Here is a 22,030-nt window from a genome sequence, read left to right on the forward strand (position 1 = left end):
ATGATCCTTTCATCACTATTTGTACTCATGGGACTGGGCTTTACTGCCGCCACAATCCTCGCTGTCGCTTCCAGAATTCTGCATGTAAAGGAAGATCCGCGCATTGCGCAGGTTGAGGATGTTCTGCCCGGTGTCAACTGCGGCGGCTGCGGCTATGCAGGTTGCAACGGTGCGGCAAATGCGGTGGTGGAAGGAAAGTCAGGAGCCAACGTCTGTGTTATCGGCGGCACTGAAACCGCCAAGGCAGTTGGTGAAGTCATGGGTCTTGAAGTTCTGGACATGGAAGCGGAACTGGCTTTCAGGGATTGTACCGGAGGCGAACGGGCTGAAGATCTTTTCAATTACGAAGGAGCCGGAAACTGCCGTGCTCAGGCCCTGCTCTACGATGGCTCCAAAACCTGTCCTGAAGGCTGCCTAGGACTCGGAACATGTGTTGCAGTCTGCCCTTTTGATGCCATTCACATGGGCGATGAAGGTCTTCCCGTGGTTGACCCGCTGGCCTGCCGTGCCTGTCGCAAATGCGTTGAGGCATGTCCGCGTGGAGTACTTTCCATTGTTTCCATGACTTCCAAGCTGCTGCACATGGAAGAGGTCAACGACTGCCTTGCTCCCTGTCAGCAGAAATGTCCTGCAAACATCAATATCCCACGCTACATTGAGGCCGCAAACAAAGGCGATTACGCCGGAGCGGTGAACATAATCCGCGAGCGTAACCCGCTGCTGCTGGTCTGCGGCCGGGTCTGCCCGCGTCCCTGTGAACTGATCTGCCGCCGCACCCATGTTGATGACCCGGTAGGAATCAACATGATCAAACGGTTTGTTGCTGACTGGGAAATGAAAAACAATCTGCGTCTGCCCATCCCCTGCGCCAAAGACACAGGACGCAAAATAGCTGTCATCGGAGGAGGACCATCCGGTCTTTCCTGCGCTTACTATCTCCGCCGTCTGGGGCACAGCCCGACTATCATCGAAGGCATGCCTGAACTCGGTGGACAGCTGCGCTACGGTATCCCTGAGTACAGACTTCCCAAAAAAGACCTTGCATGGGAAATTCAGGGCATTCTTGATCTCGGCATAGATGTGCGCATGGAGCAGCGATTAGGGAAACACTTTACAATCAATGATCTGGAAGCCGAAGGATTCGAAGCCTTCTTCATGGGTATCGGCGCATGGGCCAGCGGAACACTGCGTATTGACGGCGAAGACGCACAGGGCGTGCTTTCAGGTACAGAATTTCTGACCGCTGTCGGTTTGGGGCAACCCCCGGCAGTGGGACCAAAGGTTATTGTTGTAGGCGGTGGAAATACCGCTATTGACGCCTCCAGAACATGCATCCGGCTGGGCTGTGATGTAACCCTGCTCTACAGGCGCACACGAAATGAAATGCCTGCCAACACAGAAGAAATCGAAGCTGCGGCTGACGAAGGAATCAAGTTCGTATTTCTCGCTGCCCCGACCAAGGTCATAATTGATGATCAGGGCAGAGCCACCCATCTTGAGTGCGTGCAGATGGAACTGGGTGAAGCCGACGAATCCGGGCGATGCCGCCCTGTCCCGGTAAAAGGATCTGAAATCCGCTATCCTGTGGACACTGTAATTTCAGCAATTGGACAGAAGCCGCAGTTATCCTGTTTCTATACTGATGGTGAGGAGCAGTGCAATATTGACTTCACACGCTGGCGCACTGTCCAGGCCGACCCGGACACCTTGCAGACTTCAATACCTAAAGTCTTTGCCGGGGGTGATGCTGTTTCCGGACCGGACCTTGTAATCTCCGCAGTAGGAGGCGGCCGCCGCGCCGCACGTTCAATCCACTATCTGCTGACAACCGGTGAAATTCCTGTGGCAGACAACATTCTGCATAATCCGATCCCTTACACCCTTTTTGAAGATGTTGACGGTTGCAAACACAAGGGGCGCACACCAATGCCCCACAACTGCAAAGGGAATGACCGCACGACGACCTTCAAAGAAGTCGAAGGCTGCCTCACTGAAGAAGAACTTCGCAACGAAACTGCACGCTGCCTGCGTTGCGGACTTACCTGCTATGACCGTGATGTTCCTCTGGAAAATATCTTCACCTCAAGGGTCGGGGAAAAAGTGGATTAGTAGACATTAACTTTATAAAAATGTAGCCCCGTAACATGCTTAAAATTAAATCAATCAGAGGGCAAAAACCGCGCATCCTGTTTATTACACATGACTACTTTGTAGTGCCCGAGCTGGTCCGCGCTATGGAGCGGTGCGCTGTTGATTTTTCTACCGTAGCCATTGACCCGCAAAGTGATTTTCTAAAAAGGATGTTTGATACAATTGCAGCCTTCAAGCCGCATTTCATATTGAGCATAAATCATATGGGATTGGATGCTGAGGGAAAGGTATTAGAACTGCTCAGACGCTGCAATATCCCTTTCGCGAGCTGGTTTGTAGATCGCCCTGAGATATATATGGAAAATAACACCGACTCCACAGCACTGCTTGCAACTTTCTGCTGGGATCCAAAATCAATTCCTTTTTTTAAGAAAAGAAATGTCAAAGAAGTCCACTACCTGCCTCTGGGAGCAGACACTTCCATTTTCCGCCCGGATAAATCGATTACACCGAAATTTACTGTTTCATTTGTAGGCGCAAGCTGGACTAACAAAATCGCTACTTTGCTTCAAACAGGTAAATTCAATGCCCCGCTACTCCGAGAATACAAAAAACTGGCACAATTTTATGAAACAAGTCCTGCCCCCGAAATAAACACGATACTGGAGCAGATGGCTCCCGAAGCCCGCGATGCATACTCTGCTCAAACTGCACACACCCAGAATCTTTTTCGCAATCTGATAGAATATGAAGCAACAAGGCAAAGCCGGGTAAAAATTGTTTCAAAAATTCTAAAATTCAAACCTGTAATTGTCGGTGACACCTATTGGAAAAACAAATTTTCTACTGGAAATGAAACCTTTTCTTGGTGGAGCAGCCTAAATTACGAGCACGAACTCCCCGCTTTCTACAGAAGTTCGGCGATAAATTTTAATACGACCAGTCTTAAATCACACTTGGCCATGAATCAGCGGGTATTTGATGTTCCCGCATGCGAAGCATTTCTGCTGACAGAAGCTAGCCCTGCACTGGAAAAGTTATTTGAACCGGAAAAAGAGGTAGCATGTTATACTGACACCCAAAGCATAACCGAAACCGTGATAAGATGGCTTAACAGCCCGGAAGAAAGGAAAAAACTTGCCCGTGCAGGACATAAACGAGTGCTCGCCGAGCATACCTATGAGCACAGGATGGCTGAGATTATCCGTAAAATGAAAATTTTTTTCTAAAGCACAAAAAAAGGCGCACCGGGAAATCCCGATGCGCCAGAACTTTGATCGCTCAAAGCTATTATTTCTGGAGGCCGGACTGTACGTCCTTGAGGAGCTCCTGAACCTTGGCAAGTTTTGCCTGCTCTTCTTCGCTGAGCTGTGCACCAACGTAAGCTGCTTTCTGGTTCATTTCTTCGATAATGCCGTCCATGATAATATGTCTGGTTTTTGTGGGGAGCTTTTCGAGTTCTACCAGTCTGCCGTCTACGACGTCCATCTGGGAATTCAGGGCTTCCACTTCACCGCGTACGGTCTGCAGATCTTTAACTTCAGCGGTAAGGCTGGTCAGATTCTGGTTCAGGCCGTAGAAAAATACAACAAGAAGAACTACTGCCATGAAGGAAATGATAATTGCTACCTTTCCCATGTCTTTTGAAGCAGTCTCGGTAACGCCTACTGCGACGTTTTCACCCAGCGCTTCTTCGTTCTGCTGGTAATCTTCCATCTGATGCACTTTTTCAGTTGCTGCGCTCATTTTTTTCCTCCTAAATGATCGTGTTTATAACGAAAAAGGACTATACTTCAAGGACGACTTCAAATCAAGAATTTAAACCTCTTTTAAAATTTTTGATCCATCCTCCCTGCAAACACTCCGTGATTCTCACAAATACCCAGCTTGTGCAACCATGTTCAAACAAAAACATGAACTTTAAATAAAATTAACTAAAAACCGCATTTTTAACGGCAGTTTAGCATGTTAAATTCAGAACAATCATATCTGGAACACATTTTGCTTTAATTAAGAAAAATAAACATTATGGAAATAATTTCCTAATAATATCCTCATTTTCTTAGGAGCCTGACATGTTCACCAGCTCAGTTTTGAATGGACAAAGCACAGCCGGAAGCTACTTCTCAAACATCGCCAACAACACTCAAAACGCTAAAAAACCTAATATTTCAAGCGACATGAGTGCTACCCAAATCCGTAGGCAGCTGCAAATGCAGTTCGCTACTATGAGTTTCGGCTTATCCTCCGATGAACAGCAGCAGGTTAACGGCTACTTCTCTCAGCTGAATAATATTTATGGTGTCAATGATTCGTCAGTGCGCGATGAGCAGGAAAAAAAATTCAAAGAATTGAAAGCAGAACTGGACAAACTTTACGGACTTGACGGCGACCCCAAAAAACTGACCTCTGATGAACAAAAACAAGTAGATGAACTCCAGACACAGCTGGACGAACTTTACGAAATATTACCCACCAAGGACCCGCAGGGCTCAGACCGCCAAAGAGCGGAAAGCCTGAAATGGGAACTGAAAAAAATGTACTACCCGGAAGGCAAGGTCCTGAGTGCTGCCGAAAAGAAAAAAGAAGAATCCATCCAGAAGGAACTTAAAGAGTTGTTCGGTATAACCGGACCCAAAACCCTGACCGCAGAAGAACAGGCCAAAGCGGACGATTTGAACAAGCAGATTGACGAAATTCAGGGCACAACTCCCAAGGAGTTGAATGAAGAAGAAAAGAAACGCGCCGAAGAACTGCTGACTGAAATGGAAAAAATCGCAGGGAGTCTGGTCACACACGGCCTGAGCAATGCCGAAAAAAACCTGTACTACAAACTGGACGATCAGGCTGACGCCCTTAAGGACAAAGCCAAGGAAGGAACACTCAGTGAGGCCGAACAGGATAAGCTGGCGGAAATTACAAAATATATAAATACCCTGCTCGATAAAGCTGCCGCCATTCAAGAGCAGCAGGACAAACAGGCCGGGCAGATACACGGACAGCTAAACGGATTTTTCTCCCAGCTGGGCATGAAGGGCGGAGGAACGCTGCTTTCAACAACCATATAAATTTCACTTGAAAAGAGCGTAATTTTCTCTTACCTCTGACTCCAGTAACAACAATCAATGGAGCCTCGCTCCCACTACATATAAAAGGAGTCAGCAAATGCCTATTTATGAATTCAAATGCTCAAAATGCGGTAAGGAATTTGACGAACTGGTCATGCCCGGCAAAGAAGCCAAAGCAGATTGCCCCGAGTGCGGACAAAAAGAGTGTGAAAAGCTGCTCTCCATAGGTAATGTCCGCCCTAATGGCATCCCCAAAGGCATGGGTGGCTACACTGCCCCGCCTTGTAAAATGGGAGAAAATTAATCCCTCCGGAGGCTTAAACCCATTTGATAAAGGGTTTATGAATCCCAAAACATTCCATGAATCTTCGCTAAATAGCTTCTTCAAGTTATATAGTTGAAGCCCGTGAGACCTCTAAGGTATCACGGGCTTTCTTATTGGCTGTTTTAAAACGATAGCGGCGAAAACACTAAATATCTACTTCATAAACCTGAGTGTCACCTACGCGGCGATATTCAAAACAACTCTGCTCATTAATACCAAGCCGCTCATGAATTCCTCTAAGCCACTGGGTACGCCCCAAAGCGTGAGTCGGAATAAAAATCTGAGGTTGTACCGCTTGAGCTAATTGCGGCCCGCCTGCCAGGCTTTTCAGCCGCCTGTCCACATTGGAAAATGCAACATGAACGCCGTATGCGCCTACCTTTTCAACCGCTGCAGTAAAAAAAGAACGGGTAAAATTTAATTCGTTCTGCGAAGCTGTTTCCCAATCCCAACAGGCAAGATCTCCGCCGTTGTAAACTTTCAATCCTTGCGGTGTACGGAATAGGAAAGCCACCCCAAGATCATTGGACATCATAGCTTCAATTTCAAGCCCGCCTATTTCATACTTTTCATCTGGCTCGACAATCAACGCGCTCCCGAAATCAAAATCAGGATACATCTCTTCAATATCATCGGAGATTATGGCCTGTAATGAATTAGCACCGCTGCATACTTCACGGAAATCAGGCGCAAAATGGTCCAGATGGCTATGTGAAAAGAACGCAAAAACATCACGCCCGGCAACTGCTTCCTGTAACGCGGCCAGTACCTTTTTACCCCTAAACCTTTCAGCAGGGATGTCAAAAACGTAGCAGACCTGCTCTGATGTGAGCACAAAACAATTATGAAAAATATGAGTTAAACGGACCTGCATATCACTTTTCGACTTTTGCGGCTTCCATTTCTTCAACCAAAGCACGGCTGATCGGCAGATAAACATGGGACCACGAAGTCAGATGTCCGGCCAGATATTCAGCATCAGATCCTGATCCGCAAAACAGATCCACTCTTGTTCCCTTGATGGCTCCTCCGCGATCCTGCGCCATAACCATGCGCACAAACGGTGCTTTCGCATTCGCATCCTGCTGCGGCAACCGGGTGGTCAGCAATGCAAGAGAGCCTAGCGGCAGAACTTTACTATCAACAGCAACACTGGCCATCGGGGTCAACGGTGCGCCCATGGAACCAAAAGGCCCTTCATCATCAAGTCTGAAAAAAACATAGCTGGGATTAGTGGTCAGCAGCTCTTCAACCAATTCCGGGTTTTCAGCAAGAAAAGCCCTGATCTTCTGCATACTCATCCCCTCTTTGGGCAACAAACCGCGATTAATCAAAACCTTGCCGAGAGAGACATACTTCAATCCGTTCTTCCCGGCATAAAGCACATGCTTCACATTACCATCGGGCAGGACCAATCTACCGGAACCCTGAATTTGCAGGATAAACACATCCACCAGATCCTTAACCCAGGCAATCTCTAAACCCTTGCTCTGCAACGCACCTTCAAAATCAATATCTTCCCGGTCATGGTAGGGCAGAACTTCACCGTTTTCCTGCCGGTAAATCAATTTCTGGCCTTTCCAACGGTGATGGAATTTACCAAGATCGAGCGTCTTAAGGTCCGCCGGAACACTATAAAGAGGATATGGATAATCAGGATGCGGCGTAAGCGAGGCTTCCAGATAAGGCTCATAATATCCGGTCAGCAGAGTACGCGGAGCCATTGAATACCAAACAAACTTTTCGTTCAACAATTCAGGGGACTCACTAAGCAAAGGCAACAGTTCGAGCATTTCTTCATTAGTCTGCCTAAGCATACCCCAAGTAATCTGCATGCGGCCATACTTTGCTGCAACGCTATTTGCCGGCTTGGAAGAAACATATCTCAGATTATATTCAATGCCCTTTTGCAACATCAGCCAAGAAAAGCCGCCATCGTCCTGATTTTGAAGACGGCTGATCAAACCTGAAACTTGGGCAGATTCAATTTTATAATATCCTTTAGCCTTACTTTCAGTTGAAGGCCTAGGAGTATGAGTGGAACAACCGCAGAGAAGATAAAATACTGCTATTCCACAAAAAATACCGGGGATAAAATTGCGAAAACTCGAAAACAACACCGAGACCTGCCTCATGGATAATATATTGAACACGGTTATACTGGATTAAAAGATAAAACTGACTTACATTCGGCCATATTTACAATATAAGCCATTGCCCACATAATTTATTTTGTAACCGAAACAGCAACCACGGAATCTGTTATGCGTCTATTTGCAATCGTAGCAGCTCTAATTGCCATTCTGACAACGTCATCACCTGCCCCCGCCGACCGTTGGGACCTAATAATTTTAACTACATCAGGACTCAACGGGCAACTACTTCCAGCAGAGGAAAAAAATTATCAACACTCTACCAGCATGGTACGTACTTTCGGGGGATTTGCAAGAATTCAGTCAATATTTGAATTATATAGAACAAAGTATCCTGGCTCAACAATTACCGTGGCAACAGGCGATGACCTCATGGGAGAATCCCTGACGAACGAAAAAGGCAAGACTGTTTTTGATGCAATGAATATGATGGGATTCGACATTTCCACTCTTGGCAACCACGAATTCAACCGGGGTTCCAAATTTCTGGCGAAATGCTTGAAAAATAAAAAATTCCCCACTGTAGTCAGCAACATAAAAATATCCTCCGACAACCCACTTCAAAAATACATACAACACACCGAGCTGATCGAAAAAAATTTCGTTAAAGTCGGATTCATGGGCATGATTTTACCGGAACTGAAACTGATATCCAACCCTGGGTCAGGAATCAGAGTATCCGCAGATATAATTAAATCCGCACGCAAAACAGCACGCGAACTAAAAGACAAAAAGAAAGTCGATCTGATTATATTGCTGAGCCACTTAAATCTTAAACATCAAAAACAGATCCTGCAGGAAGTGCCGGAAATTGATATTATTTGCGGAGGCCAAAGTTACAAGGAGATTTTGCCCGGACAGGAAGTCATTGCCCGAGACGGCCCTACTCCCGGACTGATGGTTCAATGTGGAAGCCACGGACGTTACGTTGGTGTTCTGAAAATAAGTATGGATGCCAGATCCATCCACAAGCACGAATGGACGATTATTCCTGTTACAGACAATACAAAAGAAGATATCCAGATCAGGAACTTCATTTCCGGAAAAATTCACCAAACCGAGAATGAATCCCTTCCGTTAGCCATCGCCCCGTCTCCACTCGACACCCGGACAGCATCAATTAGGACAAAAGAAACCTTAGCCGGCAACATTATCAGCTCCATACTCCGCGAGAAATTCCAAACTGATATCGGATTTCAGAACGGCGGGGGCATCAGAGGAGACAAAGTAATTCCATCCGGACCGATTACAGATCAGGATATTAATACAATGTTCCCCTTCGGCAACAAGGTCAGCATCTTAAAAGTAACTGGCAAGACACTGAAACAAATACTTGAGCGCTCAGTTCATAAACTCCCTGATCCATCTGGAGCTTTTCTGCAGATTTCCGGAGTGCATTTCGCAGTAGACTTAACAGGGCAAGCTCAGGAGCTGGAGATGGACAGTGAGGGCAAACCGGTAAAAATCAAAATCCCGGGGAACCGTGTTTCCAACATCAAGATTCTCGATAAATCAGGGAGCTATAAATTTATAAAAGAAAACCGCAAATATTCGCTGGCTACCAACTCATATCTTGCCCGTGGCGGTGACGGGTATATCATGCTCGAAAATTTACCCGATAAAGTTGAGACATTCGTAAAAGTACGGGAAGTGATCAAAGCGGGTATGCTCAAAAAACAAAAGCTAAAGTCGGAGTTCTCTCCGGCAATATTGCAGTCCGACAGAACTCCGAACAAAAACAATAACTAGATTTACAGACAAAATCTTCGCGTCGCGACATTCGGCCCACCGCAGCAGATCAAAACCTAGCTTTTATGAGTCAGGACATCCTGAAATTCCACGCCATAGATGTGGAGCATGACCATGAGAAAGGTAAGAATAAGCGGACCATAAAGTATTCCTAACGGCCCGAAAGCATTAATACCGCCCAGAATAGCGAGGAAAACATAAATAGTTGATACCCGCGAAGCCTCGCGAACGATAATCGGACGGAGCACTGTATCAATCGCGGTTACAAGCACACCGCACCACAACAACAAAAAGACTGCAATCTTCACTTTACCCACAATTACAAGATAAATTGTAGCCGGAAGCCAGATCAGCCCTGTACCCAGCACCGGGATAAGGGACGCGAAGCTCATCATCGTTCCCCAGAAAAGTCCTGGAATGCCAGCGATAGCAAGCCCGATGCCACCTACAACACCCTGCAGAACAGCAATAAAAAGACTTCCAAAAAGTACTGATTTGGATACTTTTCTTAGACTTTCGATAATAAAATCTTCCTGCTCCCAACGCAAAGGAGAAAGATATCTGATACGTTCGATGAAGCGGTCTCCATCTTTGAGAAAGGAGAAAACAAGAAAAAGCATGATCAGAAAATGAGCCACAAGACTGGCCATATTTCCCGCCAGCCATGTACCGGAAGTGAGCATTGCCTGCCCGAAACTTCTTGAAATTTCGAGAACTCTGGATTGAATATCGCTTGAGCTGATCTCAAGAAACGGAAGCTTCTGCTCCAGCCAGAGTAGATAGCTGTTGTACTGTTCAGAGTTGAAAAAGGTTGAAAAATCGGTAGTGCGCAGCCATTCGTTGATTGCGGAAACCGAATCAACACCCTGCCCGATGATCCCGAAAAAAAAGATTACAGCTGGAATGATGATAGCAAAGACAATAATAAGGACTGTCAGAAAGGCACTTGCGCCGGCACGTCCGCCAAGCCTGCGGCATATTTTCCTGCTTAAAGGATAAAAGATACCACTCAAAACAACTGAAATTATAATCGTGCTTATGAAAGGCTTGATAACGGAATAGCACAGCGCGATGGCTGAAATAAGCAGCAGGATCAAGAAAAAAGTATATATTGCTGGAGACTTAATGATCTTTTCATCGGGGGGGGTCATGCTCAAATCCTTAAAATAATTTTAGTTTCGCTGAGAGACGCCCATACTTCCAGATAACCCAAAACAGCACAATTAAAATCAGTTGTATTTAAAAAGATAATCTGACATCTCGGTAAAAGTATTCTCAGCCTCACACTTCATACACGACAGGAGGGCACCAACCTCCAACAAATTATCTTTTTCTAACAACTCTTCCATTTCTTTTGTCAAAGATGAAAGTTTATTCGCACCGACATCAAGCGACAGCCCCCTCAAAAAGCAAATCTCACTTCTAGCCATATCCTTGTCGGACTTTCCTACAGCTTCATCAACCTTGACAAGATGGGTAGGAACCAGTCGCATAAAATGCCGATATATCTCACAAAGTAACACGTCATTCCCATCCAGACGAGCCATAGTACCCTTAAAATCGAGGCAGGATGTATTTTCAATTTCTTCTTTAGTCTGGGCAGCTATTTGAGTTCTGCCCTCATCGCCACCGACAACTGAAAGCAACGCATTCATCAATCCCGCAGAATCGAAGGGTTTTGAAAGATAACCATTCATGCCGACTTCCAGGCAGCGTTCCCTGTCCCCTTTCATGGCATGAGCGGTGAGTGCTAAAATCGGAATTTGCGGATCTACATTTTCAATATAACCGGCTCGAATAAGGCGGGTAGCTTCCAATCCATCCATGATCGGCATCTGGATATCCATGATAACCAGATCAAAAGGTTTACTGGTCAAAAGCCTGATCGCTTCACGTCCATTCTCTACGAGTTCAAGTTCACAATTTGCCTTTTCCAGAAAAGCGGTGACAACCCTACGGGTAATAATGTTATCGTCAGCGAGCATAATCCGCTTACGCTGAGGGAAGTTCAATATTTTCTCACCTTCGCTCAACTCTTTTATTGTGCAATCATCAACACTCTTGAATACGGCTGTAAAATAAAAACTACTGCCATATGACGGCTGAGTATCTACCCAGATGGCACCTTGAAGCATGTGCACAAGGTTCTGGGTGATGGCTAATCCCAATCCTATCCCGCCATGTTTACGGGTCATGTAATCTTCGAGCTGGGTAAAGCTTTCAAAAATAGTATCCGCTTTATGTCTGGAGATCCCGACCCCGGTATCGGAAACAGTGAAAAGAAGCCTCACGCATCCTGCAGGATATGGATCGGAATCACATTCATCGGGGACTACTTCAATAGAAATTCCGCCAGTGTCGGTATATTTGATCGCATTGCCGACAAGATTATTCAAAATCTGAGTCAATCTGCCGGAATCACCTTGCAACTCTCCGGCAACATCCGGGTGAACATAGCACTCCATCTGGAGTTCCTTGTTAGTAGCATTGGGCTGATGTGAATTCAGCACCAGAGCAAGAGTCTGACGGACATCGAAGACGCCTTCGCGCAATTCGAGGATACGGCGCTCGATTTTTGAATAATCAAGCATATCATTTAGAACCCGCAGCAATGATGACGCCGAGCCTTTTATCAGCTCAACGTATTCCTGTTGCTCAGAGGCAAGTCCGCTGCTGAGAAGGATTTCACTCAAGCCCAGAATCCCGTTCATAGGTGTACGCAGTTCATGACTTATCGTCGCCAAAAATGAACTTTTGGCTTCGTTTGCTGCTTCGGCATCAGCCACAGCCTGCCGATACTCCTGCTCCATGGCATGTTTATAAAGGGCAATCTCAATAGCAGAACGGACTTCGCGCTCTTCAAAAGGCTTCAGCAGATAACCGAAAGGACCGGAAAGCTTTGCCCTGCTAAGAGTCTTTTCATCAGAAAAGGCAGTGAGAAAAACAATCGGGATGTCATATTTCTTTATAATGATATTCGCTGCTTCAATACCATCCATCTCGCCTTGCAGCTTGATATCCATCAAAATTAGATCTGGTCGGGCAGCAGCGGATTTATCAATTGCTTCAGGACCGGAAACAGCGTCACCGGCAATAATATATCCCAAGCGCTTTAAAGTGGCCTGAATATCGAGATTCACAATTTTTTCATCATCAACAACAAGAATCCGCTTGCCAGACATCAACAATACCCCATGAACATGTATTTAAGAATCAACGTAGTAACTCATATAATAAATTATTACAGAATTGAAAACATATTCCACTTACTAAAAACGTACCAAAACCAGAAAGCCGACTCTCAAATCGAGAGCCGGCTTTTTAAAACTAAAAATAAATCACTGAATCACAAGATCTGATCCAAGAACTTTTTCAGACGTGGATGTTCAGCGCTGTTGAAGAATTCTTCCGGCGGAGCACAGGCAATAACTCTACCGTCTTCCATAAAGACAATCCTGTCTGCCACCTCGCGGGCAAATCCCATCTCATGGGTAACTACCACCATGGTCATGCCTTCGCGGGCTAGATTCTTCATTACATCCAGAACCTCACCGATCATCTCAGGGTCAAGAGCTGAGGTTGGCTCGTCAAAAAGCATAATTTTCGGGTTCATAGCCAGCGCGCGGGCGATTGCCACACGCTGCTGCTGTCCGCCCGAAAGCTTCGAAGGATAAACGTTCGCCTTCTCACGTATTCCGACCTTCTTGAGCAGATCCACTGCGATTGCGCGTGCTTCCTCTTTTTCAAGACCTTTAAGGCGGATTGGTGCCATGGTCAGATTTTCCAAAACTGTTTTATGGGGAAACAAGTTAAAAGACTGAAAAACCATACCCAGTTCCTGACGGATGGTATTAATGTCGTTTTCCTTGTCATGCACATCCATTCCGTCAACGACAATAGAACCTCTGTTGATCTCTTCGAGACGGTTGATCGAGCGTAGCAAGGTACTCTTGCCGGACCCGGAAGGCCCGATGATTACAACTTTTTCCCCCTGCTGAACATCAAGAGAAACATCACTCAAAGCTGCGAGATCACCGAAAAACTTGTAAACATCTTTGATTTCAATAATGGGCTTAGCGGTCATAATGATTCAACCTCTCTTCCATGTGGCTCACTGCTCTTGAAAGGATCAGGGTAATCAGCAGATAAACAAGTGCGATCATTGTGTAAGTTTCAAAGTACTGGAAACTCTCCGCAGCGAATTCCCTTCCGCGTCTGAGAATATCGGCAACTGCCAGAATTGAGACCAGAGAAGAATCCTTGAGCAATGCGATAAATTCATTACCTACCGGAGGCAGAATAGTCCGCCATGCCTGAGGCAGGATAACCAGAAACATAGTCTCATTCTTATTAAACCCAAGAGAACGTGCCGCCTCAGTCTGTCCGTCATCAATGGATTCAATTCCGGCGCGGAAAACTTCACCCATGTATGCACCGTAGCAGACACTCATAGCAATGATCGCCGACAGCATGTCGGGAACCTGCAGGACACGGCCCATTGCGTAGTAAATATAAAACAGCTGTACGAGCAACGGAATACCCCTGACAACTTCTACATAAGTAGACGCAATCAGATTGATAAACTTATTGCTCGAAATTCTGCCCAGCCCGGTAAAAAGGCCGATAATAAGCGCCCCGAAAATAGAACAGATGGTAACTTCAAAAGTAACTACAATTCCGTCAGGAATAAAAAGCAGAATATCCCTGTATGGATCGGGCTTGGTGATGATCAAATAAGCAATGATCCCGACCGCACCGATGAAGGAAACCCACCACGCATTCAGCAGTCCTCTATCGCTGCTATCAGGAATGCTGGCCCCGTCCGTAACCTCAATCTTAACTTGTTTTTCTTTCATATCAATTTATCCGGGCTGCATGAAAAAGCCGGAATCGGTTAATTTTGCTCCGATCCCGGCTTTCGTTTTATCATACTCAAGCCTGCGTGGTCATGCGATTAATTGCCGAACCACTTAGCTTTGATTTTGTCGTAGGTTCCGTCAGCGCGAACAGCTGCCAGACCTTTGTTGATCAGTTCGAGAACTTCAGTGTTACCTTTCTTAACAGCAACGCCGAGATATTCAGGGGTTTCGTTCTTTACAGTAAAAGCAATTTTAAGCTTCTTGGAGTATTCTTCCTGCTGCAGGGCAAAGTCAGCTGCGATGGGGTCATCACAAACAACAGCTTTCAGGCGGCCATTGAAAAGATCTTCCATTGCAAGACCGATCTCGTCGTAAGATTTGGGGATAGCACCATCGATCGCCTTGATAGCGAAGTATCCGGTGGTACCGATCTGTGCACCTACGGGCTTGCCTTTGAAATCAGCAAGGGTTTTGGCTTTGGAATCTTTATTAGTAACAACAGCCTGCTTAACTTCGAAGTAGGGTGCGGAGAAATCCATTACTTTTTTGCGCTTTTCGTTAATTGTAACGGAAGAGCAGATAACATCGTACTTACCGGCAGCTAGACCAGCAAAAATGCCGTCCCATGCTACGTTTTTGATCTTTACTTCATAGCCTGCTGCTTTAGCGCAAGCTTTCATAAGATCAACGGAGAATCCGACAATCTGTTTATCTTTATTAACAAACTCCATCGGCGGCCAAGTGCAGTCAGAAGCAACGCTGATCACTTTTTTCCCGGCAAGAGCAGGTGTTGCAGCAAGAATAGTCAACAACAGGGCAACTATAATCTTCTTCATAATATTCCTCCAAATAAGTTAAAATACCCTAAAATCACAAACATGAAAATTATACAAAAAAGTAACCATGTCAACAAAGGTTTCCATGGACAATATTGTTTTCTTTGAATTATAAAACCTTTAAAAAATTGTTTTCTTGAACTTTATTCAAAAAAAAGTTAATTTTCCAGATTCTTTTTTTCAAAGGGGCATTACCAAATGAAAAACAAAGTCAAACAGGAACGGCAGGAAGCTGTAGAAGTTATCTGCCCGAAATGCCGTGACACCCGTATTGTTTACTTTCCTAAAGAATCAATGCCGACCTGCCCTATCTGCAAGGTTGAAATGATTGTGAAGGAAGTACTTACCGAAGGGAAATACGGTTGATCCGCTATTGCCATCAGGTATTTTGACTTAAATGCAGACAAGGACTTTAAAGGAGAAAGCTATGAAAAAAATTTGCATGATGCTGATCATGGTGCTGGCTCTGTGCTTCGCAGCCACCGCCAATGCAGCCGACATCGATCTGGCCAAGAAATCCACCCTCAACTCCATCATGAAAAACGGTGAACTCCGTTGCGGTATCGCATCCGGTTACATTCCTTTTCAGATGACTGATAAAAAAGGCCGCATCGTCGGTTTCGAAATTGACCTCGCTCGTGAAATGGCAAAAGCCATGGGTGTTAAATTTGTCCCGGTCAACATGGAATTCGACGGCATCATCCCCGCTCTCCTGACCAACAAGATTGACGTCATCACCGCAGGTATGACTGTTAACCAGCAACGCAACCTCCAGATCAACTTCGCAGAACCATTCATGGTTGTGGGTCAGACCGCTCTGGTTAACAAAAAACTCGAAGGTAAAATCAAGTCATACAAAGACCTGAACAAACCCGAATACACCATCGTTTCCAAACTCGGAACCACCGGTGAGCAGGCTGCAAAACGCTTTCTGCCCAAGGCGAAATACAAATCTTTCGACCTCGAAACCGATGCTGCTCTTGAAGTGCTTAACGGCAAAGCAGATGCAATGATCTACGACCTGCCCTTCAACGCCATCTTCATGTCCGAGCAGGGTAACGGTAAACTCTTCTTCCTGGACAAGCCTTTCACCTACGAGCCTCTGGGCTGGGGTATCCGTAAAGGCGATCCCGACTTCCTGAACTTCCTGACCAACTTCCTGCATCAGATCAAGAACGACGGACGCTACGACAAACTTTACCACAAGTGGTTCGAAAGCACCGCATGGCGTAAAAACATCCAGTAGTACGCAAAATCAACAGGGACGGTCTTTTGGCCGTCCCTGCTTCAGGTTGTTGAAATAAGATCGGTTCCAAGCGCCATTTGCCCGGTCATCTCTCAACAATCTGATTTTTGTTTTGTAAGAACTTAAATTTTTAAACATCGGCTTGATTAATTATGAGTGGAACATCAATGAGAGCTCCCGGCAGAGGCCGGAACTACGAAATTTTCTGGAAGACTGTTTTTTTCATCGGCCTGTTTGCCACCATGTTCGGACTTTACTGGGCAACACAGCAGGTTGACTACGTCTGGCGTTGGGAGCGTATTCCGAACTATTTCTTCTACCAAGATGAAATCAGCATCAATGCTGAGATAGAAGGCAGCATTACCTCTATCAAAAAACAGGGTAACAACGCCATCGTTACCGTTACAGGTGAAAACCACGAATCCGAACAGTATGAAGTTCCTGCTTCCGGGGTGCATGTTTATGAAGAAGATACAGTTTTCGTAGGCGACACCATCGGGGTGGAAAAAGAGTGGAAACCAGGTGTTATCCTTGAAGGTTTGTTTGTTACCCTCAAGGTCAGCGCCATCGCTATCATCTTCGGTATTCTCCTTGGACTATTCACCGGTCTTGCACGCATTTCCCAGAACCCGGCCCTGAAGCTTTCCGCCATTACATATATTGAACTTATTCGCGGTACTCCGCTGCTTGTACAGATGTTTATCTGGTACTTTGTACTGGGAACACTTATCAACAACATGCTCGCACAATATAACATTGGTCAGATACCGCCTCTCTGGTTCGGTATCGCATCCCTAGCTATTTTCGCAGGTGCTTATGTAGCGGAAATTGTCCGTGCAGGTATCCAGTCCGTACACCGGGGCCAGATGGAAGCAGCCCGCTCTTTAGGGATGTCAAAATACTACGCAATGAAACACATCATCCTGCCGCAGGCGTTCAGAAGGATTCTCCCTCCGCTGGCAGGACAGTTCATCAGTATGATCAAGGACTCCTCCCTGCTTGGTGTTATCGCTATCAGGGAACTGACCAAAGGAACAAGAGAAGCTGTTTCCACCAGCTTGCAGCCCTTTGAGCTGTGGTTCCTTTGTGCCCTGCTCTACCTGATGCTGACCTTTGCTTTCTCCATGTTTGTCCAGTACCTTGAAAAGAGAATGGTGCAGAGATAATGATTGAAGTTAAAAATATATACAAAACATTTTACGTTCCCCACGAAGTACAGGCCCTTTCCAATGTTTCACACACCGTGGACAAAGGACAGGTTGTCGTTGTTATCGGACCTTCCGGGTCCGGTAAATCAACCTTCCTGCGTTGCCTGAACAGACTCGAATACGCAGATTCCGGTCACATCTTCATCGACGGCGTTGATATCCTCTCTCCGAAGACAAATATCAATAAAATCCGTGAAGAAGTCGGCATGGTATTCCAGTCTTTCAACCTCTTCCCGCACAAAACCGTGCTGGAAAACCTGACCATCGCCCAGACTGTGGTCCGCAAAAGATCCAAAAAGGAAGCTGGAGAAATTGCAATGGAACTGCTCAAAAAAGTAGGTATCCATGACAAAGCCGGGGTCTATCCCACCCAGCTTTCCGGCGGTCAGCAGCAGCGTGTAGCAATTGCCCGCTCTCTTGCGATGGAGCCGAAGGTTCTGCTCTTTGATGAGCCGACCTCTGCGCTTGACCCTGAAATGGTCGGTGAAGTTCTGGATGTTATGAAAACAGTAGCCAACGAAGGAATGACCATGGTCGTGGTCACTCACGAAATGGGATTTGCCCGCGAAGTTGCTGATGAAGTTGTCTTCATGGATCAGGGTATGCTCATTGAAAAAGGCGATCCTGAACATTTCTTCACCAACCCGGAATCAGACCGCACCAAGGCTTTCTTGAGCCAGATTTTGTAAGCCGAAACTCTTGTAGGCCTAAAACACAAAAAGAAAGACCGTTCTGCTGTTGCAGAACGGTCTTTCTTTTTGTGAAATATTAAAAACTAATCTTCCTTATCCCGTTTATCACGAACATTCTTCATAGTCAGCCCGGCTACGCAGCCGACCAACATACCCAGCAAAAGGGCGCGTTGAATATCCATAAAAAACCACCCGGCAATGGCCCCAATTGATCCGCCTACCAGAATTCCGCGTGCCATGCATTCCAGCAGCCGCTCAAAATTCTTATCTTCTTTCAGCTCGCCCACATTACACCTTCTTAGCACGAATTATTGCTTCAATTTGGTCGGCCTGTTCTTCAGACAGAGACAGGAAATTAACCCCTATCCCCGGCATCTGGGATTTTATGCCCCAAGGAACGGCCCACTGCACTTCAGCTTTTATCGGAGTCTTATCTTCCAGCTCCATGATAGCAATCCAAAGCGTATCGCCTTTCCGCCATCTTGAAACCGAGTACAAAAAACAGCCTTCTTCGGAAAAATTCAAAGCCACGCTTTTTTCCATATGGCTGTTCTTAGAATTGATATCCCGGTTCAGCAGGACATTCAACACTTTGTTTGCCCTTTTGGTGCCACGCAGGGATCTGGCAGTAAAATTCTGGCAGCTTTCCGTGAAAAATTCACCCAGAGTGGAACCATGACCGGAAAACTTACCTGTAGGAATGCAGCGAACTCCCTCGGCAGATTTATGGCTCAAGCGCATCACCGGGAAATTATCGCTCAAAAGATTGGCTTCAGCTTTATCTGCAGCCGAAGACCTGAGCAAAGTTGGTATATCTATCAAGAACCCACTATACTTGACCTTGCTGTGCTCACGGACGACATCATGGAGTGATTCCGCAACATCGCACTCCACATCGAAGCCCTGTAAAACTTGAAGATATGCACCCCTGCTTTCCCCGGGCGCAGCTATCAGTAATATCCGTGTTTTCTCCACCCTAAACCGACCTCCAATATCAAAATCTCTGCTTGGCTAATACCAATTATCAATATATACTCACAAAATCAAAAATTACAAAGTTATAACGGTTTTCAAGTACTAATATAACTTAAGCAGAGTGTTCAAACAACAAAAGTAAACAAGTTGAAATAAATTATAATTCAACATTACGTTAACCAAAACCGGAAACAGCTCATGGATGACATTCCAAAAATTTTAACCATTGATGACGATGAAAGTGTCAGACTTTCTATCGCACACTACCTTGAAGACAGCGGATACGAAGTTCTGCAAGCCGGAAACGGTCACGAGGGACTGAAAATATTCCGGGAAAAACAGCCTGATGTTATCCTGCTGGACCTGCGCATGCCGGAAATGGACGGTCTATCTGTATTACGCCAACTGGGACAGGAAGCTCCGCAAACTCCGGTCATTGTGGTTTCCGGTACCGGATCATTTGAAGATGTCATCGCCACTGTCAGGCTGGGTTCCTGGGATTACATTCCGAAACCGATCACAGACCTCAATGATCTTGAAAATGCTATCAACCGCACCCGCGAGAGAGCAAGGCTTCTGGTTGAAAACGAAAGATACAAAGAAGAGCTTGAACGCAAAATACGCGAAAGAACCGAAGAGCTGCAGCTGATGAACAAAGTTCTTTCAGAAGAAATTTCAGCCCGTAAAAAATCCGAATAATTAGTTCGGGCCTCATTAGCTGAAAAAGAGGTGATGCTCAAGGAAATCCACCACCGAGTCAAAAACAATCTGCAAGTAATCTCCAGTCTGCTCAGCCTGCAAAGCGGTTATACTGAAGACGCCGAAGCTACCAACCTACTGCGGGAATGCCAGCATCGTGTACGCTCCATGTCCATGCTGCATGAGAAACTCTACCGATCAGAAGATCTTTCCCGCATCGACATGAGCGAATATGCGGTTACCCTGATCAGCTTCCTGCTTCGCTCCTACTCCGTGGACGGCAGGGTACGGCCCACATATGAAATTAAAGATATCCATATGGGAATTGATTCCGCTATCCCTTGCGGCCTGATCATCAATGAACTGGTCTCCAATGCCCTGACCCATGCTTTCTCCCAGAAGACAGGTGGCGAATTGATCGTTTCAATGCACCGTGAAGACGAGAACATCAAGCTGGAAGTTTCGGATAACGGCTGTGGACTGCCCGAAAATTTCTGCATCGGCGAATCCAGGACTTTGGGAATGACTCTTGTTGAAACTCTCGCCCAGCAGTTGAATGGAGAAGTTAACTACTTCACCGATAACGGAGCCACTTTTCAAATCAGTTTTCCCGGCTAAACTCATACTTGATAAGAATTAAAAGGCGGTGTAGCCTGCACTACGTGATCCTTCAATAGAACCACAGAATTAAGGAAAAAAAATGGAAATCAGCTTTAAACAGATAGATGAAATTACTGTTGTTAAAATTGAATCTGCGGAACTGAACCACGTTGTCAGCCACGACTTTCAGCGCCAGATCAACCCGATCTTTGACGAGAAGCAATTCAACGTTGCGCTCGATATGGAAAGCGTAGATTTTATGGACAGCATGGGCATCGGTACCCTGATTACCCTGCGCAACAAGTTGATGAAAGAAAAAGGCAACGTTGCCATGTTCAATATCAGTGACCGCGTAAAAAAAATTATTGATATAGCCGCCCTGCACAAAGTTTTCGATCTTTACGACACAGAAGAAGAAGCAGTGGAAGGCCTGAAAGGAAAAATGCTGGCCTAATCGGACCCGATTTCCCAGCCGGGCAGACTAATCAAGTCTGCCCGGCTTTATTTTTTTCATCTCCCAACACCCACCAAAACTATGAATCTTGCCAACAATCTCATCCGCCCCACGCTCGATACAGTTAAAGATGCGGCCCGCATCAGCCTTGACCTGTTTAAAATTATGATCCCAGTTGTAGTTGTCGTAAAAATTCTTCAGGAACTCAATTTGATCGGTTATCTTGCCGCGCCTCTTGGACCGGTCATGGAGCTGGTTGGACTCCCCGGTGAGATGGGACTGGTCTGGGCTACAGCACTGATCAACAATATTTACAGCGGACTGATTGTTTTTCTCAGCCTTGCACAGGATCAGCCACTGACAGCAGCACAGGCCACTATTCTGGGAACAATGATTCTGGTTGCCCACTCCATGCCTGTTGAATTGCGGGTAGTACAAAGCTGTGGACCGAAACTGCGCTTTCAGCTTTTTATCCGAATGGCCGGAGCATTTCTCATGGGACTTGTCCTCAACCTGGTTTACCAGAATTTCGACCTGCTCCAAGGTCCGGCAAATATTCTGCTGACCCCGGACAACTCAGCCATCGACAAGACCATCCTACAGTGGGCTATGGGCGAAATTCGTAACCTGATCTCCATATTCTTTGTCATTTTATGTCTACTGATAGTGATGCGCATCCTGACCAAAATTCGAGTTATTGAGGCCATGGACTTCCTGTTGCGTCCTTTCCTGACCATGATGGGGATCGGTTCCAAGGCTTCGGCTTTAACAGTCGTCGGCCTTACCATGGGCCTCTCTTACGGTGGCGGCATGATCATTCACGAATCTAAATCAGGGAATGTAGGCAAGAAAGACGTATTTTATTCCCTGACCCTGATGAGTCTCTGCCACAGCCTTATTGAGGACACCCTGCTGCTGATGATGATTGGCGGACATGTTTCCGGTCTGTTCTGGGGACGACTGATTATGTCCTGCCTGCTCGTTGCAGGACTGGTGCAGCTTACCAAATTTATACCGGAGAATATCTCCGACAAATATTTATGGGGACTTCCCAAACAATCTTAAAACAAAAGGA

The 22,030-nt window shown here is 46.0% G+C and carries 23 protein-coding genes; 13 read left to right on the forward strand and 10 right to left on the reverse strand.

Features of this window, described 5'->3' with window-relative positions; all coding sequences use genetic code 11:
• Together ACNI29_RS19130 and ACNI29_RS19135 are read left to right on the forward strand one after the other, a co-directional pair.
• Complete coding sequence (locus ACNI29_RS19130; RefSeq protein WP_419779964.1) at positions 1-2,109, forward strand: FAD-dependent oxidoreductase; 2,109 nt, start codon at positions 1-3, stop codon at positions 2,107-2,109.
• 35 nt (positions 2,110-2,144) lie between these two features.
• A complete protein-coding gene (locus ACNI29_RS19135) occupies positions 2,145-3,320 on the forward strand; it encodes a CgeB family protein (RefSeq protein ID WP_419779965.1) in 1,176 nt (391 codons plus the stop codon).
• A 61-nt stretch (positions 3,321-3,381) separates the two neighbouring features.
• Here ACNI29_RS19135 and ACNI29_RS19140 read toward each other — a convergent pair whose 3' ends face one another.
• On the reverse strand, positions 3,382-3,837 hold the full coding sequence (locus ACNI29_RS19140; RefSeq protein ID WP_419779966.1) for a hypothetical protein: 456 nt from the start codon (positions 3,835-3,837) through the stop codon (positions 3,382-3,384).
• A 329-nt stretch (positions 3,838-4,166) separates the two neighbouring features.
• Here ACNI29_RS19140 and ACNI29_RS19145 point away from each other — a divergent pair, with 329 nt between their 5' ends.
• Both ACNI29_RS19145 and ACNI29_RS19150 read left to right on the forward strand, forming a co-directional pair.
• Complete coding sequence (locus tag ACNI29_RS19145) at positions 4,167-5,159, forward strand: hypothetical protein (RefSeq protein WP_419779967.1); 993 nt, start codon at positions 4,167-4,169, stop codon at positions 5,157-5,159.
• Positions 5,160-5,256: 97 nt separating this feature from the next.
• On the forward strand, positions 5,257-5,463 hold the full coding sequence (locus ACNI29_RS19150) for an FmdB family zinc ribbon protein (RefSeq protein ID WP_419779968.1): 207 nt from the start codon (positions 5,257-5,259) through the stop codon (positions 5,461-5,463).
• Between the two features lie 166 nt (positions 5,464-5,629).
• On the opposite strand, the gene ACNI29_RS19155 is transcribed toward ACNI29_RS19150, so the two are convergent.
• Positions 5,630-6,358: an MBL fold metallo-hydrolase gene (locus tag ACNI29_RS19155; RefSeq protein ID WP_419779969.1), complete on the reverse strand. Its 729-nt coding sequence runs from the start codon at positions 6,356-6,358 to the stop codon at positions 5,630-5,632.
• Position 6,359: 1 nt separating this feature from the next.
• On the reverse strand, positions 6,360-7,319 hold the full coding sequence (mltA, locus tag ACNI29_RS19160; protein WP_419779970.1) for a murein transglycosylase A: 960 nt from the start codon (positions 7,317-7,319) through the stop codon (positions 6,360-6,362).
• Positions 7,320-7,988: 669 nt separating this feature from the next.
• On the opposite strand from mltA, the gene ACNI29_RS19165 reads away from it, so the two are divergent.
• A complete protein-coding gene (locus tag ACNI29_RS19165) occupies positions 7,989-9,386 on the forward strand; it encodes a bifunctional metallophosphatase/5'-nucleotidase (RefSeq protein ID WP_419779971.1) in 1,398 nt (465 codons plus the stop codon).
• 56 nt (positions 9,387-9,442) lie between these two features.
• Here the strand turns inward: ACNI29_RS19165 and ACNI29_RS19170 are convergent, their stop codons facing one another.
• The 5 genes from ACNI29_RS19170 to ACNI29_RS19190 all read right to left on the reverse strand — a co-directional run bounded on the left by ACNI29_RS19170 (position 9,443) and on the right by ACNI29_RS19190 (position 15,084).
• Complete coding sequence (locus ACNI29_RS19170) at positions 9,443-10,537, reverse strand: AI-2E family transporter (RefSeq protein WP_419779972.1); 1,095 nt, start codon at positions 10,535-10,537, stop codon at positions 9,443-9,445.
• 78 nt (positions 10,538-10,615) lie between these two features.
• On the reverse strand, positions 10,616-12,568 hold the full coding sequence (locus ACNI29_RS19175) for a hybrid sensor histidine kinase/response regulator (RefSeq protein ID WP_419779973.1): 1,953 nt from the start codon (positions 12,566-12,568) through the stop codon (positions 10,616-10,618).
• 164 nt (positions 12,569-12,732) lie between these two features.
• Entirely contained in the window at positions 12,733-13,470 is a 738-nt protein-coding gene (locus tag ACNI29_RS19180; protein WP_419779974.1) for an amino acid ABC transporter ATP-binding protein, read from the reverse strand.
• Positions 13,460-14,242 (reverse strand): amino acid ABC transporter permease, encoded by a 783-nt coding sequence (locus tag ACNI29_RS19185; protein ID WP_419779975.1) that lies wholly within the window; start codon positions 14,240-14,242, stop codon positions 13,460-13,462. The genes ACNI29_RS19180 and ACNI29_RS19185 overlap by 11 nt, the downstream gene beginning before the upstream one ends.
• Positions 14,243-14,340: 98 nt before the next feature.
• Positions 14,341-15,084: a basic amino acid ABC transporter substrate-binding protein gene (locus ACNI29_RS19190; protein WP_419782122.1), complete on the reverse strand. Its 744-nt coding sequence runs from the start codon at positions 15,082-15,084 to the stop codon at positions 14,341-14,343.
• Positions 15,085-15,279: 195 nt separating this feature from the next.
• Here ACNI29_RS19190 and ACNI29_RS19195 point away from each other — a divergent pair, with 195 nt between their 5' ends.
• From ACNI29_RS19195 to ACNI29_RS19210, 4 genes are all read left to right on the forward strand, one after another.
• The gene (locus ACNI29_RS19195) at positions 15,280-15,447 is read left to right on the forward strand and encodes a hypothetical protein (protein WP_169052010.1); all 168 of its coding nucleotides are present in this window, start codon (positions 15,280-15,282) and stop codon (positions 15,445-15,447) included.
• 61 nt (positions 15,448-15,508) lie between these two features.
• Positions 15,509-16,327, forward strand: coding sequence for a transporter substrate-binding domain-containing protein (locus ACNI29_RS19200; protein WP_419779976.1), 819 nt, complete (start codon positions 15,509-15,511; stop codon positions 16,325-16,327).
• Between the two features lie 152 nt (positions 16,328-16,479).
• A complete protein-coding gene (locus ACNI29_RS19205; protein WP_419779977.1) occupies positions 16,480-17,493 on the forward strand; it encodes an amino acid ABC transporter permease in 1,014 nt (337 codons plus the stop codon).
• A complete protein-coding gene (locus ACNI29_RS19210; protein ID WP_419779978.1) occupies positions 17,493-18,224 on the forward strand; it encodes an amino acid ABC transporter ATP-binding protein in 732 nt (243 codons plus the stop codon). Before ACNI29_RS19205 ends, ACNI29_RS19210 begins: the two co-directional genes overlap by 1 nt.
• An 86-nt stretch (positions 18,225-18,310) precedes the next feature.
• On the opposite strand, the gene ACNI29_RS19215 is transcribed toward ACNI29_RS19210, so the two are convergent.
• Together ACNI29_RS19215 and ACNI29_RS19220 are read right to left on the reverse strand one after the other, a co-directional pair.
• Complete coding sequence (locus ACNI29_RS19215; RefSeq protein ID WP_419779979.1) at positions 18,311-18,514, reverse strand: hypothetical protein; 204 nt, start codon at positions 18,512-18,514, stop codon at positions 18,311-18,313.
• A gap of 1 nt (position 18,515) precedes the next feature.
• Positions 18,516-19,121 carry a PilZ domain-containing protein gene (locus ACNI29_RS19220; protein ID WP_419779980.1) on the reverse strand — a complete coding sequence of 202 codons (606 nt, stop codon included), beginning with the start codon at positions 19,119-19,121 and terminating at the stop codon, positions 18,516-18,518.
• 279 nt (positions 19,122-19,400) lie between these two features.
• On the opposite strand from ACNI29_RS19220, the gene ACNI29_RS19225 reads away from it, so the two are divergent.
• From ACNI29_RS19225 to ACNI29_RS19240, 4 genes are all read left to right on the forward strand, one after another.
• Entirely contained in the window at positions 19,401-19,901 is a 501-nt protein-coding gene (locus tag ACNI29_RS19225) for a response regulator (RefSeq protein WP_419779981.1), read from the forward strand.
• A gap of 33 nt (positions 19,902-19,934) precedes the next feature.
• The gene (locus ACNI29_RS19230) at positions 19,935-20,519 is read left to right on the forward strand and encodes a sensor histidine kinase (RefSeq protein ID WP_419779982.1); all 585 of its coding nucleotides are present in this window, start codon (positions 19,935-19,937) and stop codon (positions 20,517-20,519) included.
• Positions 20,520-20,601: 82 nt separating this feature from the next.
• Positions 20,602-20,955: an STAS domain-containing protein gene (locus tag ACNI29_RS19235; protein ID WP_419779983.1), complete on the forward strand. Its 354-nt coding sequence runs from the start codon at positions 20,602-20,604 to the stop codon at positions 20,953-20,955.
• Positions 20,956-21,036: 81 nt separating this feature from the next.
• Positions 21,037-22,020: a hypothetical protein gene (locus tag ACNI29_RS19240; RefSeq protein WP_419779984.1), complete on the forward strand. Its 984-nt coding sequence runs from the start codon at positions 21,037-21,039 to the stop codon at positions 22,018-22,020.
• The last annotated feature ends 10 nt before the right edge of the window (positions 22,021-22,030 follow it).

The organism is Maridesulfovibrio spiralis (SeqCode), from assembly GCF_048571135.1.
Taxonomy (GTDB): domain Bacteria; phylum Desulfobacterota; class Desulfovibrionia; order Desulfovibrionales; family Desulfovibrionaceae; genus Maridesulfovibrio; species Maridesulfovibrio spiralis.

Excerpts from the sequence above, each read along its gene's own strand:
- ACNI29_RS19130 (WP_419779964.1), top strand. The coding sequence starts at position 1 with ATGATCCTTTCATCACTATTTGTACTCATGGGACTGGGCTTTACTGCC.
- ACNI29_RS19135 (WP_419779965.1), top strand. The coding sequence starts at position 2,145 with ATGCTTAAAATTAAATCAATCAGAGGGCAAAAACCGCGCATCCTGTTT.
- ACNI29_RS19140 (WP_419779966.1), bottom strand. The coding sequence starts at position 3,837 with ATGAGCGCAGCAACTGAAAAAGTGCATCAGATGGAAGATTACCAGCAG.
- ACNI29_RS19145 (WP_419779967.1), top strand. The coding sequence starts at position 4,167 with ATGTTCACCAGCTCAGTTTTGAATGGACAAAGCACAGCCGGAAGCTAC.
- ACNI29_RS19150 (WP_419779968.1), top strand. The coding sequence starts at position 5,257 with ATGCCTATTTATGAATTCAAATGCTCAAAATGCGGTAAGGAATTTGAC.
- ACNI29_RS19155 (WP_419779969.1), bottom strand. The coding sequence starts at position 6,358 with ATGCAGGTCCGTTTAACTCATATTTTTCATAATTGTTTTGTGCTCACA.
- mltA (WP_419779970.1), bottom strand. The coding sequence starts at position 7,319 with ATGCAGATTACTTGGGGTATGCTTAGGCAGACTAATGAAGAAATGCTC.
- ACNI29_RS19170 (WP_419779972.1), bottom strand. The coding sequence starts at position 10,537 with ATGACCCCCCCCGATGAAAAGATCATTAAGTCTCCAGCAATATATACT.
- ACNI29_RS19175 (WP_419779973.1), bottom strand. The coding sequence starts at position 12,568 with ATGTCTGGCAAGCGGATTCTTGTTGTTGATGATGAAAAAATTGTGAAT.
- ACNI29_RS19180 (WP_419779974.1), bottom strand. The coding sequence starts at position 13,470 with ATGACCGCTAAGCCCATTATTGAAATCAAAGATGTTTACAAGTTTTTC.
- ACNI29_RS19185 (WP_419779975.1), bottom strand. The coding sequence starts at position 14,242 with ATGAAAGAAAAACAAGTTAAGATTGAGGTTACGGACGGGGCCAGCATT.
- ACNI29_RS19195 (WP_169052010.1), top strand. The coding sequence starts at position 15,280 with ATGAAAAACAAAGTCAAACAGGAACGGCAGGAAGCTGTAGAAGTTATC.
- ACNI29_RS19200 (WP_419779976.1), top strand. The coding sequence starts at position 15,509 with ATGAAAAAAATTTGCATGATGCTGATCATGGTGCTGGCTCTGTGCTTC.
- ACNI29_RS19205 (WP_419779977.1), top strand. The coding sequence starts at position 16,480 with ATGAGTGGAACATCAATGAGAGCTCCCGGCAGAGGCCGGAACTACGAA.
- ACNI29_RS19210 (WP_419779978.1), top strand. The coding sequence starts at position 17,493 with ATGATTGAAGTTAAAAATATATACAAAACATTTTACGTTCCCCACGAA.
- ACNI29_RS19225 (WP_419779981.1), top strand. The coding sequence starts at position 19,401 with ATGGATGACATTCCAAAAATTTTAACCATTGATGACGATGAAAGTGTC.
- ACNI29_RS19230 (WP_419779982.1), top strand. The coding sequence starts at position 19,935 with ATGCTCAAGGAAATCCACCACCGAGTCAAAAACAATCTGCAAGTAATC.
- ACNI29_RS19235 (WP_419779983.1), top strand. The coding sequence starts at position 20,602 with ATGGAAATCAGCTTTAAACAGATAGATGAAATTACTGTTGTTAAAATT.
- ACNI29_RS19240 (WP_419779984.1), top strand. The coding sequence starts at position 21,037 with ATGAATCTTGCCAACAATCTCATCCGCCCCACGCTCGATACAGTTAAA.